A 16,898-nucleotide genomic window follows, 5' to 3' on the forward strand; every position below is an offset into this window, starting at 1 on the left:
CATCCTCCTTCGTGATTAGCGGACACGGTTATGCCGTTTTTTCAAACGATTCAATAACCGGTCTAAAAATTTCTGTTCTTGTACCTGAAGTCCTGTAAGAGAAGTCGTAATATGATCGAGCCGCCAGCTGACATCACTCGTTCGGTCCACTAAATAAAATGGTCGTTGTGCTTTGACCGCTTTCATGACGGTCGGATCGTCCGGCAAAAAGCCGATGAACCGTAAGGATTTTTCTAAAAAACTCTGACTGACCTTCTGAAGGCGGTCAAATGTTTCAATTGCTTCTTGTCCATTTATCGCCCGGTTCACAACAACGGCAACCGGCAATTCTTTTGCATGATGATGGGCTAATTTAACAAATGCGTATCCGTCCATGATAGAAGTCGGTTCCGGTGTTACGATCAACCATGCTTCATCCGCACTGCTGATAAAATCGAATGTTTGATGCGTGGCACCTGCCCCTAAATCCAGTAAGACAAAATCATAGTCATAAAAGAATCGAAACTCACTCATCATGAATTCAACATCATGATCCGTTAAATTCATCAACTCTGTAAATCCGCTTCCACCATGGATAAAATGTAATGCCGGTGTTGATTCAACAATGGCTTTTACTAGCGGTTCACGTTTTTTGACGCAATCCATCAAAGAAGTTTTTGACGATTTCCCTAGTAACACACCGACATTCGCCATTCCGATATCTAAGTCAATGATCAATACTTTTTTATCTTGCAGCGACAGGGCCACACCTAAGTTGACAGCCACATTCGTTTTGCCGACGCCACCTTTTCCGCTGACGATTGCAATCGTCTTAGTCTGTCGAAGGATCGATCTTGAACGTAAGGATCGTGCTTGATCTTCTGACATCATCTTAACCCTCTTTCTACAATCATTCGGGAAATTTCTGGACGAGTGGGCCAGATGATGTCTTCAGGCACTTCTTGCCCTGTCGTCAGACAAAATACAGGAAGACGTGACTTTGCCGTCAAACCATAAATCGACCATAGTTCAGTCGTTTCATCTACTTTTGTAAAGATAAAACCAGTAAGTGGTACTTGATCAAATTGTTGCAGAATATGTTCCAAATCTCGATATTTTGATGTCAAGCTGAGAACAAGAAAGACATCCGTATTGGAAAAGTCATGCCGTGCTTTTAATTGTTCGACATATCCTGCATCAAGGAAGTTTCGTCCTGCTGTATCAATTAAAATGACATCACATGAAGCCAGCTCGACTTTTGCCTGTTCAAATCCTTCCAAGTCATACGCAACCCGCATTGGAATATCAATGATTTCCGCGTAAGTCCGCAGTTGTTCGATAGCCGAAATCCGATATGTATCCGTCGTAATCAACCCAACAGTCTGTTGCTCCGTTAACCGATAATGGGCTGCTAGTTTTGCGATTGTTGTCGTTTTACCGACTCCGGTTGGTCCTGTTACCATCACAAAACGCGAGTCGGTTGCCGTCATGTGAATGTTGTTTCCGACGGCTTGGATCAATTGTCGCTCGACTTCCGCAACATCATTTGTTTTGTAATACGTGGCAGACATCAATTCGTACAACGCTTCTGCCTGCAGATGCAACGCCGGTTCCGCTAACAAAAACTCATACCGACGTAACGCTTCCGGTAACCGTCGAGAAGCAAAGGACACAATCGTCGGCTGTAATGGTTCAGACTTCGTTCCGCTCTTATCAGGCTGAATCCGAGCAATCGGCCGCGGCACGTGAGGTGTCGGTTTAACCGATACGTCCTCCTTCGGTTGCGGTACAGCATGCTCATCTACTGAAGCGACGAGTTCCACTTTTTTTTGAGCAAACATTCCTAAAAATCCGCCTACTTTAATATGGCGTGTATTTAAAATAATGGCTTCCTCACCTAAGTCTTCTTTAATCAATTCCATCGCTTCACCGACGGAATTCGCAATGATTCGTTTGACCATCATGTGTTAAATCACCCCAATACTCTTGACTTCAATTGTCGGAATTAATTCGTTATAAGACAGAACAGGCACATCTGGGAAATAACGTTCCGTCAATTGACGAACGAACATCCGAATGCTTGGAGATGCTAAGACGATTGGTTGCGCACCATAACGTTCAAACTCTGCCGTCAACTCGTTTAATGATTCAATGAATTGTGTCGCTTTATCCGGATCAAGCGCTAAATAATTTCCGAATTCAGTTTTTTGAATGGCGCCTTGAATATCGAGCTCCAGTTCACTGGATACTGTCACGACATGCAGGACTTCGCCTTGCATGACTTGTTCGGTAATTTGCCGCGCTAAGGCTTGACGCACATATTCTGCCAACAAATCACTGTCTTTCGTGACAGCAGCATAATCGGCAAGTGTCTCGAAAATCAGCGGCAAATTCCGAATCGAAATTTTTTCTTTTAACAACTGAACGAATACCTTTTGTAATTCTCCGATCGATAACAATTGTGGGGTCACTTCATCCACTAAGATTGGATGTGTTTCCTTCAAGTGATCGACCAGCTGTTTCGTTTCTTCTCGTCCTAATAAGTCGGCCGCATGTTTTTTTAACAGCTCCGTCAAGTGCGTCGCGACGACAGACGGCGGATCGACGACTGTGTATCCGGACATTTCAGCCCGGCTCCGTGTCCGCTCATCAATCCAAAGGGCCGGCATACCAAACGCTGGTTCAACCGTCTCGATACCTTGAATTTCCGGGTCATCAACCCCTGGACTCATCGCTAAGTAATGATCAAGCAACAGTTCACCGGTCGCCATTTCACTACCGCGGATTTTAATCCGGTAATGATTTGGCGGAAGTTGCAAGTGATCTCGAATTCGGACCGTCGGTAAAACGAACCCAAGTTCGAGCGCTAGCTGTCTGCGGATCATGACGACCCGGTCGAGCAAGTCTCCGCCCTGCGCCTCATCCGCCAAAGGGATTAATCCATACCCGAATTCGAATTCAATCGTGTCGACATTTAAAAGAGAAATGACCGATTCACTGGATCGGAGATTTTCGGTTGGTGCCTCTTCGACCGCCACCTCTTCTTTGGTCGCTTTTGACGTTCGTGTCAATTGCCAAGCAAAGAAGGCTGCTGCCCCCGCGACAGGAATCGTCACGTAATCTGGAATCGCCGTGAATAACCCTAACAAGAAGATCGCACCGGCTCCGATCATGACAAGCAACGGTGTCCGTGAGAGCTGTCCGACGATGTCTTCTCCCAAATTCCCGTCAGAGGTCGAGCGGGTGACGATGATACCCGTCGCGACAGAAATCAACAGCGCTGGAATTTGACTGACAAGACCATCCCCGACGGTCAAAAGTGTGTACAATTTGATCGACTCTGTCATCGGGAGTCCTTGTTGCACAACCCCGATGATCATTCCGAAAATCAAGTTGATGATGACGATGATGATCCCAGCGATTGCGTCTCCCTTGACGAATTTAGAAGCTCCATCCATCGCTCCGTAAAAATCCGCTTCCGATTGGATCTTTTGCCGCCGGGTCCGCGCTTGTAGCTCGTCGATCATACCGGAGTTCAAATCGGCATCAATTGCCATCTGTTTCCCGGGCATCGCATCGAGCGTAAACCGGGCCGATACTTCCGAAACACGTTCCGATCCCTTTGTGATGACAAGGAACTGAATCAATACAAGAATCAAGAAGACAACGAATCCGACAAGGGCATTTCCTCCGACAACGAAACTGCCGAAGGCTTCAATGACTTCTCCCCCGTTCCCGTTCGAGAGAATCGCCCGTGTCGTCGAGACGTTCAGTGCCAGACGGAATAAGGTCACAATTAAGAGTAGGGTCGGGAAGACGGAAAATTCCAACGCTTCCTTCGCATTCATTGCGACAAGTAAGACCATCAAAGCAATTAAGATATTAATGATGATGAGAAAATCGAGTAAAAATCCTGGCAGTGGAATGACGAGCATGAAGACAATCATAATGACGCCTAGCAGGACAGATAAATCTCGTGTTGAAATGGTCATGATGCTTCATCCTTTCATTTCGCTTGTTTCATTTGATAGACAAAGGCGAGTGTTTCAGCGAGTGCCTGATAAAATGATTCATCCACTGCCATTCCTATTTCTGATTTTGCGAATAATGCTCGTGCGAGCGGTCTGTTTTCAATAATTGGGATTTCAGCTGCTGTCGCCTTCTCCCGAATTCGGAATGCGACAGCATCCACTCCCTTGGCAACGACAATCGGTGCGGCATGTTTTCCATCATCATATTGAATCGCCACTGCATAATGAGTCGGATTCGTAATGACGACATCGGCATTTGGTATTTCCTGCATCATTCGCCGCATTGCCATCTCCCGTTGCTGTTGTTTGATTTTCCCTTTGATTTGCGGATCACCTTCCGTGTTCTTATGCTCATCTTTTAAATCTTGTTTACTCATCCGAATGGATTTCTCAAAATCGAACTTTTGATAAGCAAAATCGAGCACGGCAAGAACAATCAACGCAATACTGACCGAGATACCCAGTAAAAAAGTTAAATGACCGATGATTGCCAACGCGTCACCAATCGGCTCCGACGTCAGCCGCGAAATTTCAACTTTGTTGTTCCATAACACCATGCCACTTGTCGTACCAATGACAAGTAACTTAAACACTGATTTTAAAAATTCAATCAACGCTTTCATACTGACGATTCGTTTGACACCTTGCAGGGGATTGATACGATCGAGTTTCGGTTGAATCGATTCCGAACTGAGCAATGCCCCGATTTGTACAAAGTTCCCTAGAATACCGATGACGACCGCCGTTAAAAAGAACGGTGCCACAAGAATACCCATCTGAACCAACATTTCGACCATGATTTCTTGGACCCGTCCTTCTTCGACGGCGACTAGGACGGTTTGTGCACTTAATCCTTCTTCCAATACCATGACAAAACGTTTTCCTAAAAAGGGACCAAAGAAAAATAAAATCAGAAACATTCCAAACAACATCAAGCTGCTTGTTAAATCCGCTGATTTTGCCACCTGACCTTTTTTCCGGGAATCATCGCGTTTACGCGGGGACGCTTTTTCCGTCTTTTCACCTGCGAAATACTGGAGGTCAAGCGTTAAAGTGTATTTTCCCATCTCAACCTCCTAGTAATTGAATCGCATCCGACAATACTTCCTGCAATAAAGGAACGAATCGGGAAATCCCCGTAATCGTAGCCCCAGCGAGTACAAATAAAATAGCGTACCCCATCAATAGCTTGACCGAAAAACCAATCGCAAAGATATTGAACTGCGGAGCCGTTTTCGCTAAAAATCCAAGCGCTAAGTCGACTAAAAACAAGGACACGACCAACGGCATGGCCATTTGCAATGCTGTCAGCATCGCGAGTCCGATTACTTGGACGACTAGACTCATCCCTGCTTCTCCCGACACTCCGATTGCGCTCCCAGGCGGGAAAATTTGAAAGCTCGTATAGACTCCGTCCAGTAAAATCAAATGCATATCGGAAGCAAGTAGTACCAACAGTGTCAGCATGTAATAAAATCGCCCAACAATCGGGGATTGTCCACCGAACATCGGATCGTAGGCAGAAGCCATGGCAAGCCCCATCTGTAAATCGATGATGGATCCGGCAATTTGCGGCGCATACAATAAGAAACTCGCAAGCAGACCGAGAGCTAAACCGATGACGACTTCCGTTCCCATCCGAAAGAAGAAATCGATATCATCCACCTGAACACTAGTTTTGACGGCATAACTGGCAAAATACGCAAGTCCGGCAGCAATTGCCAACTTATGTTGGGCTGGTAATTGCTTCGAGGAAAACAAAGGTGCCGCGACAAGAAATCCAACAATCCGGCCAAATACCAGTAAAAAGACACTGACAAAAGACAGTAACGTCATTTTCTTGAGACCTCAGCAATCTGTTTAAAAATCTCAATCGTGAACGTTTTTAATTCTTCCATAATCCATGGTCCGAAAAAGACAAGTGCTAAAAAAACAGCAACAATTTTCGGAACAAACGATAAGGTTTGCTCTTGAATTTGGGTCGTCGCCTGCAGAATGCTGACGAGAAGACCGACGACGAGTGAAACCAGCAAGAGCGGCGCCGAAACTTTTAATAAAGTCCAAACAGCCGAACTGGCTAATTGAATGATCATTTCCTGCGTCATGTCTTCCCCCCCTATCGCATGCTGACCAGCAGTGACTCGACAATCAAATGCCAACCATCCACTAAAATGAATAACAATAATTTAAACGGTAAGGCGATCATGACCGGCGGCAACATCATCATTCCCATTGACATCAAAACACTTGAAACTACCATATCAATGACAAGAAACGGAATAAAAATCATGAAGCCGATCTGAAAAGCTGTCTTCAGTTCACTGATTGCATAAGCCGGCACAAGGGCGACGAGTGGAATATCTTCTACCTTTTCCGGTTTCTCATAATTTCCATACTTCAGGAATAGTTCCAAATCGTCACTTCGTGTGTATTGAGACATGAACCGTTTCATCGTTCCACCCGCTTTATCAAACGCTTCGTCTTGGCTGATCTTTTCATCCATATACGGTTGTAACGCAGTCGTATTCAGTTCCGTCAAAACGGGTGCCATGACGAATAATGTAATGAATAATGCAAGACCCACGAGTAATTGGTTCGGTGGAGTTTGTTGTGTTCCAAGTGCCGAACGGACAAACGATAATACGACGATAACACGCGTAAAACAAGTCATTAAAATTAATAAGGACGGTGCTAACGATAATAAAGTAAGTAATACTAATAATTTAACCGAGGTCGCCGTTCCCGACGGCGTATCCAGTGAAATCAGATTTTCAATCGTTGTCATGATTGCCCTCGATTCTTTTGGAACTGGTCAAGCTGTTGCTTAAACGATTCCAAAAACGGAGATGCATGTGACGTATGTGATTGGTCTGGTACATCAGTTGTCGATGCCCATTCATCCTCTTCTTCAATCGTGTCGAGCAACTCAACGTTTTGACCGACACCGACGACATAAATCTTGCCCTGAACCTTTACCAGCTGAACGGATCGGTCTTTTCCAAGCGGAATGCCTCCAAGATGAGACAGACGGCTTGATTGACGGACGCCTCTCGTTCGTTCATTGATGAAACGGGCGACCAAAAGAAATCCGCCGATTAAGACTACGAGAGACACGACGACTTTTATCCCCGTGACTACATTCGATGACCCGTCGACCTGTTGTGTTGTAGGTTCATTTTTCTTAGATGGATTAAGCTTCTCTTCCACTGTTTCGGCACCGACATGATGCATCAGCAATAACAGAAAAAGACAGGTCAAACAGGTCAGTCTTTTCATGACGAAACAGTTTTCGAAACGGCTTCAAGTACACGGTCTGCTTGGAACGGTTTAACGATAAAGTCTTTTGCTCCGGCTTGAATCGCATCAATAACCATCGATTGTTGTCCCATCGCAGAACACATGATGACTTTAGCAGCCGGGTTAAAGGCTTTAATTTCTTTTAAGGCAGAAATCCCGTCCATTTCCGGCATTGTGATATCCAGTGTAACGAGATCCGGTGATAATTCTTTATACTTCGCAACGGCTTCGCGACCGTTTTCCGCTTCTCCTACTACGTCATATCCGTTTTTCGATAAAATTTCCTTAATCATCATTCGCATGAAAGCTGCATCATCTACGATCAAAACTTTTGCACTCATCCTATTTCCTCCTTAGAACATCCGCAGACGTTCTTTTGTATTGACGATCTCTGTAATCCGGACACCGAAGTTTTCTTCGATGACTACTACTTCTCCTGTTGCAATCAACGTGTTGTTCACAAATACGTCAACAGGCTCACCTGCTAATTTATCCAGTTCAATGATGGAACCTTGGGTGAGTTCCAAAATATCTCGGACTGACCGGCGCGTTCGTCCGAGTTCAACCGTTACGTTTAGCGGAACATCATACAACATTCCGATATTTCCGGGAGGTCCTTCCTGTTGCACATCAGAAAACTGACCAAATTGAACCGGACTGACTCCAACCGGTTCTTTTTTAGGTGCCGGTGGTGCTTCGTATCGTGGTTCCGGTTGGGGTTGCGGCTGAGGTGCTGCCGGCTGTTCCCGTACCGGTTCGATTGGTGCGCTTGGTGCTGCCTCTGTCGTTGTCGTACTCGCATTAAACAACTTTTGAATCAGCTGCTTTGAAAACTCAAGTGGAGCCAATTGGACGATTTTCGAATCGATCAATGTCCCGATTTTTAAATCAAACTCAATAATAACCATATTTTCCCACAAAGAGAAGCTGTCAACGATACTTTTTTCTTGAGAGAAATCAAAAATTTCAACCGCGGGCGGTGAAATATCGATGCGCATCGAGAAGACCGTCGACATCGACGTTGCGGCTGCACCCATCATTTGGTTCATCGCTTCTTGAACCGCTGATAACGCAATCGGTTCCATTTCTAAGCTTTCATCTATGACACCGTCTCCACCCATCATTAAATTCGCAATGATGGACGCATCCCGTTGTGTCAAGATCAGCACATTTTCTCCTTTGAACCCTTCGGTATACCCGACACGAAGAGCCACGTGTGGAATCGGATACCGGCTCCGTAACTCTTCCATCGAAATCATCCGGACATGCGGTGTTGTGATTTCAACCTTTTGATTCAATAAAGCCGACAAAGCTGTCGCTGAATTGCCAAGCGAAATATTCCCGACTTCACCAAGCGCATCAATCTCCATATCGTCTAATTGACTAAGTTCATCTTCCAAATCTGTGTCCATGGGTTCTTCAGATGATGGGGTCCCGCGTAATAACGCATCGATTTCATCTTGCGAAAGCATATCGCTCATGTTATTCCTCCTCAATTCGTTGTAAGACTTGTAAAGCGAGATGCTTCCCATTCAGACCAGGTCGCGCTTTAAACATTTTCCGATCATCGACGAACAATTCAACCGGATCGGATGTACGTGTCTGGAGGGACAGGCAATCGCCTACCTCGAGGTGTAACAATTCTCCAAACGACAGTTCCGTCTGGCCGAGCACTGCTTTCAAATCGACGACTGATCCCATCAACTGTGTTTGCATATGTTCTGACTCTTGGTTATCGGCTGACTTTCTTTTTTCCTGTTGCATCCAAAAATGACTCGATAATTTCGGAATGATCGGTTCGAGTGTCACAAACGGCAAACAGACATTTAACGTGCCACTCACTTCACCGACCGTCACGTAAATTGAGACAAGAATGACGGTTTCATTCGGTGAAACGAGTTGCAGAAATTGCGGATTGATTTCCAAATCGTCATATTCGGCTTCAATCTCAGCGATTGACTCCCATGCCGCCCCATATTGAACAAAAGCGCGTTTAAACAATTGTGTCAAAATCCGTGTTTCGATTTCCGTCAAATTTTCAATCTTGTTCATTCCTTCACCCGGTCCGCCAAGCAGGCGGTCCAGCATCGCATAGGCAATATTCGGGTTTACTTCAAAAATAACCCGTCCGTCGAGTGGATGAAGATTTACAAGATTGATCAATGTCATGTTCGGAATCGAATGGATAAATTCGTCGTACGGTAGTTGTTCCACTGTATTGACGGTAAATTGGACATATGTTCTGAGCTGTGCGGAGAAATGAGTCGTCAGAACCCGTGCGAATTGTTCATGAATTCGCGTCAGGTTACGCATCTGATCTTTCGAGAATCGTAACGCACGTTTAAAGTCGTATACTTTTACCCGTCGTTCCTCTTCCTGACTGCGTATTTCTTCAACTTCCATATCTCCACTTGAAATGGCTGATAGCAGGGCGTCAATTTCATGTTGTGATAATACTTCGCTCATGCGCCCACCTCACTGGATGATTTTTTTCGTTGTATAGACACGTTGAACATCGCCTTCTTGCAGAAGCTTTTTGAATTGCCCCCGTAATTTTTCTTCCAGCTTTGCCATGTCTTGTTTAGAATCCAAATCTTGTTTTTTCATCGAAGCCAAATCGCCTAAGATGATGTTGTTGATTTGGAATTTCCGTAATTCGAGTTCTTCCCGCGTTGTGACGTCATCCGTCACGATCGTGAACTGGACGTTTAAGAACCGTTCGTCCGCGATATTTGTCGTTAGGTCGTCCGTTTGAAAACTTCGCTCTTCCAGCTCCGCACCGGTCGGCTGTTCGACTTTGGCTTCCGTCGGGTCACTCGCCAGTAGATACTTCGAGAGCATATAGCCCGCTCCGACCATCATCAATGCGACTACAATCATGATGATCGGGAGTTTTAATTTACTCTTTTTCTTTTCTTCTTCCATCTTCGAGCCTCCTAACACTGTTCAAGCCCGTTAATCCGACTTGTCGGTAAAAGTCGATGGTCGCTGCTTTTACCTCTTCCAACGTTTCCTTTACGACATATGTCTGTCCACCGACCAACTGAATCGTCGTATCAGGTGTCGACCGGACCGCTTCGATTAAAATCGCATTCAAGACGAGCGGTGCATCACGTAATGTCGTTAAGGTAATCATCGTTTGAGATTGACGAGTTCTTCTAAAATTTGGTCAGATGTTGTGATGATCCGCGTATTGGCCTGGAATCCACGTTGCGCAATGATCATTTCCGTAAATTCTTCCGACAAATCGACGTTTGACATCTCAAGTGTCCCGGATGTCAATTGACCGAGACCATTCAAACTAGGCGTTCCGTTTACTGCTGGACCTGAGTTTTGCGAAGCGGAAAATAAGTTTACGCCTGACTTTTCAAGACCACCCGGGTTAGCAAAGTTTGATAACGTGATATATCCAACATTTTCCAAGTTACCTGTTGGATTTATATAAGTAACTAATCCATCTTTTCCAATAGCCAAGTTTCTTGCTCCTGGAGGAATGTTAAGCACTTTATACGAACCATTTGGTAGAGTAGCGGGTACTGCCCCTAAATTTGCATTAGCCGTTGTACTACCAATTACATAGTTTCCATCTCCAGTAACGAGATTCCCTTGTAAATCTGTATAAAAGTTTCCTGAACGGGAATAACGAACGCCTTCCGCAGTCATCACCTGATAGAATCCTTCACCGGAAATCCCGACATCGAGTGTCCGGCCTGTATTTTGAAGTGCGCCTTGGTTGTAGACGTTATCGACCGTCGACATCGATGCCCCGAGACCGACCTGTTTCGGGTTTGTTCCCCCGACTCCGCCGCCATTACCTGAAGCAGAACCAACCGATTGGTTAACTAAATCCTTGAACGTGACACGGCCTTTTTTGTAACCGAACGTATTGACGTTCGCGATGTTATTCCCGACGACGTCTAGTTTCGTTTGGAAGTTCTTTAACCCACTGATTCCTGAATACATTGAACGTAACATTATTTTTCCTCCTTTGTTTTAATCTCTGTCAATTCATAGACACTGACGCTTTTCCCGTTTGACAATTCAGCGATGACGTCTGCTCCGTCTCGTTTGACACTCAAGACATTTGCCGTTTCTTTCACAGTGGAAGACACGTTTTTTCCTGATGCATCCTTTTCCGTCGATTCACTTTCATAACTGACTGTTTTTCCAATCAAATTACTGTATGTCATCAATGCACCTGCATGTTGGTTCAACATCATCGTATCGATCCCTTTGCCGATTGCTTGCATTTGCTCAAGGGAAGAAAACTGAGCCATCTGAGAAATGAATTCTTTATCCTCCATCGGTGCCGTCGGATCTTGGTTGGAGAGTTGGGCGATTAAGATTTTCATGAACATGTCTTTATCCATCGAATTACTGGAAGGTGTTTTGGTTTTCTCCGGTAATTGGAAAGACGATGTATCATTTTTGATTGAATCAGTCATCTTCATCCTCCTCTGGTTCTTCTTCGTATGGCACAGGTTCTTCCTGCTGCCGCTCCTGTCGTTCTTGCGGCAGCCCCTGATCGAACTCTTTCAGACTGGCAGCGAGCATTCCTGTCTCAATTTTGACGAATGGTGCTTGTGGTTGCAACGAAGTGTGCAGTTTACCGAGTTGTTGATCAATCAGCTGTCTGGCTTGTTCTGTCGCAGCAAACAATTTGACGGTCAACACACCTTCTTTCCGGTCGAGTTGAACTACCACTTCTCCCAGTTGCTCCGGATACAGACGAATCGACATCCGGGTTGAACCGTCGGCACCTTTTAAGAACGGTGCTTGCTTCAGCGCTGCTTCGATCCGGTTGGCTAATTGTTCGTCAACACCAGAAGTCGGATGAGAGGCACGGGACAGGACCGGCATCGCACTATTTAAGCGATTCAATTTCAATCCATTTAATGCTGCGACCAGTTCTTTTCCTTCCGGCTCAGACGGTACTTTCAACAGCTCCAGATTCTTTTTAAAGTCACTTCCACTTTCCGGTCTCGCAACCGTTCCCACTGTTTCGGTTCGTGCTGTATTAAAAGAACCGGCGAGTGGCTTCTGTGATATTAGCTTGGTGACATCAGAAGGATCAGCCGTTGCTGTTTTCTTTGCTGTCACATCTACTGCTGATAAAAAGTTTTCTTTCGGAACTCCGAGTACGGAAGCTACTGACGTGACAATCGTTTGCTGGACAGTTGTCGGCAATTGTTGAAAAGCATCGACCGCCTGTTCCACCTGTCCGGCTTGAATGATTTTGATGAACTGGATCACTTCCATCGCCTTCTTAGGATCATCTGTTAATTTTTCAATTTCCGGTTGATCTAACAGCTGAAGGATTTTTTCCGGTTGTGCCAGTAACTGTTCGACGATTGGTTTCACATCGACTTGATTTTCTCCTGTATTGAGAATTCCGGTGTCGGCCAATAGGGCGTCTTGAGAAAGATCCGTTTTAGGTTGCACTAAATATTGAAGCAACGCCGCAAAATCTCCGCCGTTTCCTAAAACGTCTTTCCCGTTTATCTTCGTATTAGCCTTCAGTGACTGTGATTGCTGGATATCCATCAAATTCATTTCGTTTTTTCACCCCTCATTCCACTGCCAGTAGCTGAGTCAATGCGGCTGCTTTTTTAGGGTCCATTTTCGCAATAATGGCTGCCTGTTGTTCCGCGTCAATGTCCCGAATGATTGCGACTACTTCCGTCGGGCTCAACTCATTTAAAATGTTAGCTGCTTCTTTTGGCGGCATCTCTGCGTATACATCCGTCACGTTCGCCGTCTTTTTTTTCTTTTCTGTCTCACTGCTTGTCGCAGCCGGTGTAGCAGGTGTTTTCTTCAAGCGGTCACGTTCCGCGATTAAACGCGTCACTTCTTGTTCCTTGGCTTTTAACGTATTTGTTTGTTCAGTCGATTGTGACCGTAATTTCTTAATTTCTTCGTTTGCCAACTTCAAACGTTTTTCTAAGTCTGTCGTTTCGCTTGTTTTTCCTACTTGTGTAGCCGGCTTTTCCGACGAAAACGGTAACGAAAAAATCGGACGACCATTTGCATAGTTTAAGACCAAATAAGCCGTAAATAATAACAATAATAATGGAATGATCAGCAAAGGTAAGATCCATTGTTTTGATGATTTTTGATCACTCATGTTGTTCGCCTTCTTCCAAACTGTAATAAAGCCAATTCATCCATTTGATTTTGCTCGACCAGTGCAAGGGACCGACGATTTTCTTCCAATTGATTCGATTGAAGGCGGGTAAACTTCTTTTCTTCAATCAAAGCTTCTTTTAAGTCCACCTGCGCACGCTCATATTGATTTTTTGCTTGTGTCACGTACAGTTGTTGACGTTCAATTTGCTGTTTGACGACATCCCGTGCCCGTTCCCGGTATTGGGATGCCAGTAATTCCACATCGCCGGTCTCATTTTGAGCTTTCAAAAAAGCTTCGTATCGGACGAGTAAATGGTACAATTTCTCGACTTCCACTTCATATTGTTTCTTTTTTTCAGCAGTATGCTTTGAAACACGATCCTTCTCCGCTTCCGCTAAAGGAATGATGCGTTCGTATATCGTTTTCACAGATGAACCTCCTTTAACGGATTGTTGAGATCAATCGTTCCATACCTTCTTCAAAATGCGTTTTTTCTTCGACACGCTGTTTCAAGAAACCAATTAACTCCGGATATTTTTCAACGGCTCGATCGATTTCAGGGTTTGTCCCGCTTTTATAAGCCCCGATATTGATTAAATCTTCTGCATCGAGATACGTGGAAAGCAATTGACGAAACGTGATGGCACTGTCTTTATGTTCCATCGATGTAATTTGATTCATTACCCGGCTGATGGAGCGTAATACGTGAATGGCTGGATATTGCCCTTTATTAGCTAGGTTTCGATCTAAAACAAAGTGACCGTCTAAAATCCCACGCACCGCATCTGCGATTGGTTCATTCATGTCATCTCCATCAACCAGTACCGTATAAAAAGCGGTAATGGAACCCTCTGTAGTTTTCCCGCTTCGTTCTAATAACTGGGGGAGTAAGGCGAACACACTCGGTGTATAACCTTTTGATGCAGGTGGTTCACCGGTCGCAAGACCAATCTCGCGCTGAGCCATCGCAAAACGTGTGACGGAATCCATCATTAAGACGACATTTTTGCCTTGATCCCGGAAATACTCCGCAATCGCTGTTGCCGTATAGGCGCCTTTAAGCCGAACGAGTGGTGGTTGGTCACTGGTTGCGACAACGATGATCGATCGACTCATCCCTTCTTCGCCGAGTTCTGCCTCGATGAATTCTTTCACTTCACGTCCCCGTTCACCAATCAGTGCGATGACGTTGATGTCGGCTGTCGAACGTTTGGCGATCATTCCGAGCAATGTCGATTTCCCGACTCCGGAACCCGCGAACAATCCGACCCGTTGCCCTTGACCCACTGTCAATAATCCATCGATGGCACGAATCCCGGTCGACAACACTTGATCGATTCGAGGACGATCTAGTGGACTTGGGGGTTTACGGACAATCGAGGTTGTCCGTAAATGTGTCAATCCCTCTCCGTCTAACGACCGTCCCAAACCGTCCAGTACTTTTCCAATCAACTCATCCCCAACCGGAACGTGAAGTGGTTTCCCGGTTGCGATGACAATCGATCCTGGTGCGATTGCCGTTGTCTCACCGTACGGCATCAGCAGGACGTGTCCTTCTCTGAAACCAACGACCTCCGCTTCGATTTCGTCTCCACGATGGATCCGAATCAAGCATCGTTCTCCGATGGCGACTGCTGTCGGACCACGTGATTCAATCATCAAACCAATGACTTGAACGACTTTCCCGGAATGTTGAACCAAATCTTCTGAACGAACATCCCGAATCGCGGCTTGCAGTGGTTTCAGTTTATACATCTTGCAGCACCTCGGATAACTGTTTCAATAACATGTCATAACTAGAAGTCAGACCGCCTGTAATGGCTCCATTTTCTGAATCAACACGGAAATCACGCGCTGCCAGTTCAGCGTCTATTCTGAAGCTGATTGTCGCTGTTCCACCTAAAATCGTTTGAAGTCGTTCATCCAATAATACGACCCGTTCAAAGTCTTCCGCTGATGTATACACGACTAATTTTTCACGGTCCCGGAATTGAAGTATCAGTTTATGAATCGTTTGATACAACGCTTCTTCATCCGTATCATGTAAATGCTCTAAAAATTGATGTGTCAATTGGAGTGACAGAGCACACAATTCGTCTTCCATCATTTCGATCCGGTCAGAAAACATCTGTTCGAGACGACTTGCGAATTGATTGATCTCCTCGATTCGTTGTTGATACGAGGCTTGACCGTCATGTTGACCCGTTTGGTACCCTTCTTGATATCCTTGTTGTCTTGCTTCTTCTAATACCGTTATCCGTTCTTGTTCCAAAGCCAGCCGTTGTGATTGTTCACGTTGTTCCAACAACTCCTGCTGTTGTTTTAATTGTCTTTGACCTTCATTCATCATGTCATCGTATGTCGTAAGTGGCTCCGGATCAACAGTCTGTTCTGGAGTACGATGAACGATTGTCCGGTGATCCCGTTCAAAAACAATTTGACGTTTTATGACGTTAGACAACGATATCATCTCCTCCACCGCGGGCAACGACGATTTCTCCCATATCTTCTAGGCGACGAATGATGCCGACGATTCGACTTTGAGCTTCTTCGACGTCACGCAATCGCACGGGTCCCATGAACTCCATGTCCTCTTTGAACGATTCGACCATTCGTTGGGACATATTGCGGTAAACCATTTCTTTTACGTCGTCTGAAGACACTTTAAGCGACAGCAACAAGTCTTCATTCGAAACTTCGCGAATAATACGTTGAATCGCTCGGGCATCCAGCGTAACGATATCTTCAAAGACAAACATCCGTTTCTTGATTTCTTCTGCCAATTCCGGATCCTGAATTTCGAGCGTATCCAAAATTGTTCGTTCTGTTGTCCGGTCTACACCGTTTAAGACTTGAACGACAGCTTCGATACCACCCGACTGTGCATAATCCTGCATGCCGGCCTGCGAGAGGTTCCGTTCTAGAATTTGCTCAACCTCACTGATGATTTCCGGATTCATCCGGTCCATCGTCGCAATACGTCGCGCGACATCGGATTGTGCTTCAGCCGGAAGTTCTGATAGAATCTGTCCGGACTTAGCCGGATCCAGATGGGCTAGTACTAACGCAATTGTCTGCGGGTGTTCATTTTGAATGAAATTCAGCAACTGTTTCGGATCTGCTTTTCTTGCGAATTCAAACGGTCTGACTTGTAAAGTCGATGTCAAACGATAGATGAGTTCCATGGCTTTTTCTTCACCAAGCGCTTTTTCAAGCACTGATTTCGCAAATCCGATTCCACCTTGCGTGATGTAGTTTTGGGCTGTCGCCAGTTCATGAAATTCGTCCATTACTTCAAGTTTTTCTTCCGGATCAATCCGCTTCATACTTGAAATTTGTAACGTTAACCATTCCATTTCTTCTTCTGATAAATGTTTGTATACACTCGCCGCTACTTCCGGTCCAAGTGAGATCATTAAAATCGCTGCTTTTTCGCGACTGTTCATCTCTAGTTTCTTCATGTC

21 protein-coding genes are annotated in these 16,898 nt (G+C 45.2%); all 21 read right to left on the reverse strand.

All coding sequences use genetic code 11. The features are described from left to right. Positions 1–15: 15 nt before the first annotated feature. Genes ACHA8N_RS00975 through fliG form a run of 21 tightly spaced genes read right to left on the reverse strand, consistent with a single transcriptional unit; the run spans position 16 to position 16,895 of the window. Positions 16–867 carry a MinD/ParA family protein gene (locus ACHA8N_RS00975; RefSeq protein ID WP_393964477.1) on the reverse strand — a complete coding sequence of 284 codons (852 nt, stop codon included), beginning with the start codon at positions 865–867 and terminating at the stop codon, positions 16–18. After that, positions 867–1,943, reverse strand: coding sequence for a flagellar biosynthesis protein FlhF (locus ACHA8N_RS00980; RefSeq protein ID WP_393964478.1), 1,077 nt, complete (start codon positions 1,941–1,943; stop codon positions 867–869). Before ACHA8N_RS00980 ends, ACHA8N_RS00975 begins: the two co-directional genes overlap by 1 nt. Positions 1,944–1,946: 3 nt before the next feature. Then, entirely contained in the window at positions 1,947–3,971 is a 2,025-nt protein-coding gene (gene flhA, locus ACHA8N_RS00985; protein ID WP_147510889.1) for a flagellar biosynthesis protein FlhA, read from the reverse strand. A gap of 14 nt (positions 3,972–3,985) precedes the next feature. After that, positions 3,986–5,077: a flagellar biosynthesis protein FlhB gene (gene flhB, locus ACHA8N_RS00990; RefSeq protein ID WP_147510888.1), complete on the reverse strand. Its 1,092-nt coding sequence runs from the start codon at positions 5,075–5,077 to the stop codon at positions 3,986–3,988. Between the two features lies 1 nt (position 5,078). Next, positions 5,079–5,846, reverse strand: a complete 768-nt coding sequence (gene fliR / locus ACHA8N_RS00995) for a flagellar biosynthetic protein FliR (RefSeq protein ID WP_147510887.1) — start codon at positions 5,844–5,846, stop codon at positions 5,079–5,081. Then, positions 5,843–6,115 (reverse strand): flagellar biosynthesis protein FliQ, encoded by a 273-nt coding sequence (fliQ, locus tag ACHA8N_RS01000; protein WP_012370733.1) that lies wholly within the window; start codon positions 6,113–6,115, stop codon positions 5,843–5,845. The genes fliR and fliQ overlap by 4 nt, the downstream gene beginning before the upstream one ends. 11 nt (positions 6,116–6,126) lie before the next feature. Further along, complete coding sequence (gene fliP / locus ACHA8N_RS01005; protein WP_147510886.1) at positions 6,127–6,795, reverse strand: flagellar type III secretion system pore protein FliP; 669 nt, start codon at positions 6,793–6,795, stop codon at positions 6,127–6,129. Continuing rightward, positions 6,792–7,286: a flagellar biosynthetic protein FliO gene (locus ACHA8N_RS01010; RefSeq protein ID WP_147510885.1), complete on the reverse strand. Its 495-nt coding sequence runs from the start codon at positions 7,284–7,286 to the stop codon at positions 6,792–6,794. Before ACHA8N_RS01010 ends, fliP begins: the two co-directional genes overlap by 4 nt. After that, positions 7,283–7,648: a response regulator gene (locus ACHA8N_RS01015; RefSeq protein ID WP_147510884.1), complete on the reverse strand. Its 366-nt coding sequence runs from the start codon at positions 7,646–7,648 to the stop codon at positions 7,283–7,285. Before ACHA8N_RS01015 ends, ACHA8N_RS01010 begins: the two co-directional genes overlap by 4 nt. A 12-nt stretch (positions 7,649–7,660) precedes the next feature. Beyond that, positions 7,661–8,788 (reverse strand): flagellar motor switch phosphatase FliY, encoded by a 1,128-nt coding sequence (gene fliY / locus ACHA8N_RS01020; protein ID WP_147510883.1) that lies wholly within the window; start codon positions 8,786–8,788, stop codon positions 7,661–7,663. Position 8,789: 1 nt separating this feature from the next. Further along, positions 8,790–9,773: a flagellar motor switch protein FliM gene (fliM, locus tag ACHA8N_RS01025; protein ID WP_147510882.1), complete on the reverse strand. Its 984-nt coding sequence runs from the start codon at positions 9,771–9,773 to the stop codon at positions 8,790–8,792. Between the two features lie 9 nt (positions 9,774–9,782). Then, positions 9,783–10,232: a flagellar basal body-associated FliL family protein gene (locus tag ACHA8N_RS01030; RefSeq protein WP_147510881.1), complete on the reverse strand. Its 450-nt coding sequence runs from the start codon at positions 10,230–10,232 to the stop codon at positions 9,783–9,785. Further along, complete coding sequence (locus ACHA8N_RS01035) at positions 10,207–10,443, reverse strand: flagellar FlbD family protein (RefSeq protein WP_147510880.1); 237 nt, start codon at positions 10,441–10,443, stop codon at positions 10,207–10,209. The genes ACHA8N_RS01030 and ACHA8N_RS01035 overlap by 26 nt, the downstream gene beginning before the upstream one ends. Further along, positions 10,440–11,282 (reverse strand): flagellar basal body rod protein FlgG, encoded by an 843-nt coding sequence (gene flgG / locus ACHA8N_RS01040; RefSeq protein ID WP_393964479.1) that lies wholly within the window; start codon positions 11,280–11,282, stop codon positions 10,440–10,442. The genes ACHA8N_RS01035 and flgG overlap by 4 nt, the downstream gene beginning before the upstream one ends. Then, on the reverse strand, positions 11,282–11,752 hold the full coding sequence (locus tag ACHA8N_RS01045; protein ID WP_147510878.1) for a flagellar hook capping FlgD N-terminal domain-containing protein: 471 nt from the start codon (positions 11,750–11,752) through the stop codon (positions 11,282–11,284). The genes flgG and ACHA8N_RS01045 overlap by 1 nt, the downstream gene beginning before the upstream one ends. Further along, positions 11,745–12,851, reverse strand: a complete 1,107-nt coding sequence (locus ACHA8N_RS01050) for a flagellar hook-length control protein FliK (protein WP_393964480.1) — start codon at positions 12,849–12,851, stop codon at positions 11,745–11,747. Before ACHA8N_RS01050 ends, ACHA8N_RS01045 begins: the two co-directional genes overlap by 8 nt. Positions 12,852–12,876: 25 nt before the next feature. After that, positions 12,877–13,431, reverse strand: a complete 555-nt coding sequence (locus ACHA8N_RS01055) for a MotE family protein (protein WP_147510876.1) — start codon at positions 13,429–13,431, stop codon at positions 12,877–12,879. Beyond that, a complete protein-coding gene (locus ACHA8N_RS01060) occupies positions 13,428–13,862 on the reverse strand; it encodes a flagellar export protein FliJ (RefSeq protein WP_147510875.1) in 435 nt (144 codons plus the stop codon). Before ACHA8N_RS01060 ends, ACHA8N_RS01055 begins: the two co-directional genes overlap by 4 nt. Positions 13,863–13,875: 13 nt before the next feature. Next, positions 13,876–15,189, reverse strand: a complete 1,314-nt coding sequence (fliI, locus tag ACHA8N_RS01065; RefSeq protein WP_147510874.1) for a flagellar protein export ATPase FliI — start codon at positions 15,187–15,189, stop codon at positions 13,876–13,878. Next, positions 15,182–15,904, reverse strand: coding sequence for a FliH/SctL family protein (locus tag ACHA8N_RS01070; protein ID WP_393964481.1), 723 nt, complete (start codon positions 15,902–15,904; stop codon positions 15,182–15,184). The genes fliI and ACHA8N_RS01070 overlap by 8 nt, the downstream gene beginning before the upstream one ends. Next, on the reverse strand, positions 15,888–16,895 hold the full coding sequence (gene fliG, locus ACHA8N_RS01075) for a flagellar motor switch protein FliG (protein ID WP_147510872.1): 1,008 nt from the start codon (positions 16,893–16,895) through the stop codon (positions 15,888–15,890). Before fliG ends, ACHA8N_RS01070 begins: the two co-directional genes overlap by 17 nt. Between the last annotated feature and the right edge of the window lie 3 nt (positions 16,896–16,898).

This window comes from Exiguobacterium sp. S22-S28 (genome assembly GCF_043359615.1).
In the GTDB taxonomy this organism is placed as follows: Bacteria; Bacillota; Bacilli; order Exiguobacteriales; family Exiguobacteriaceae; genus Exiguobacterium_A.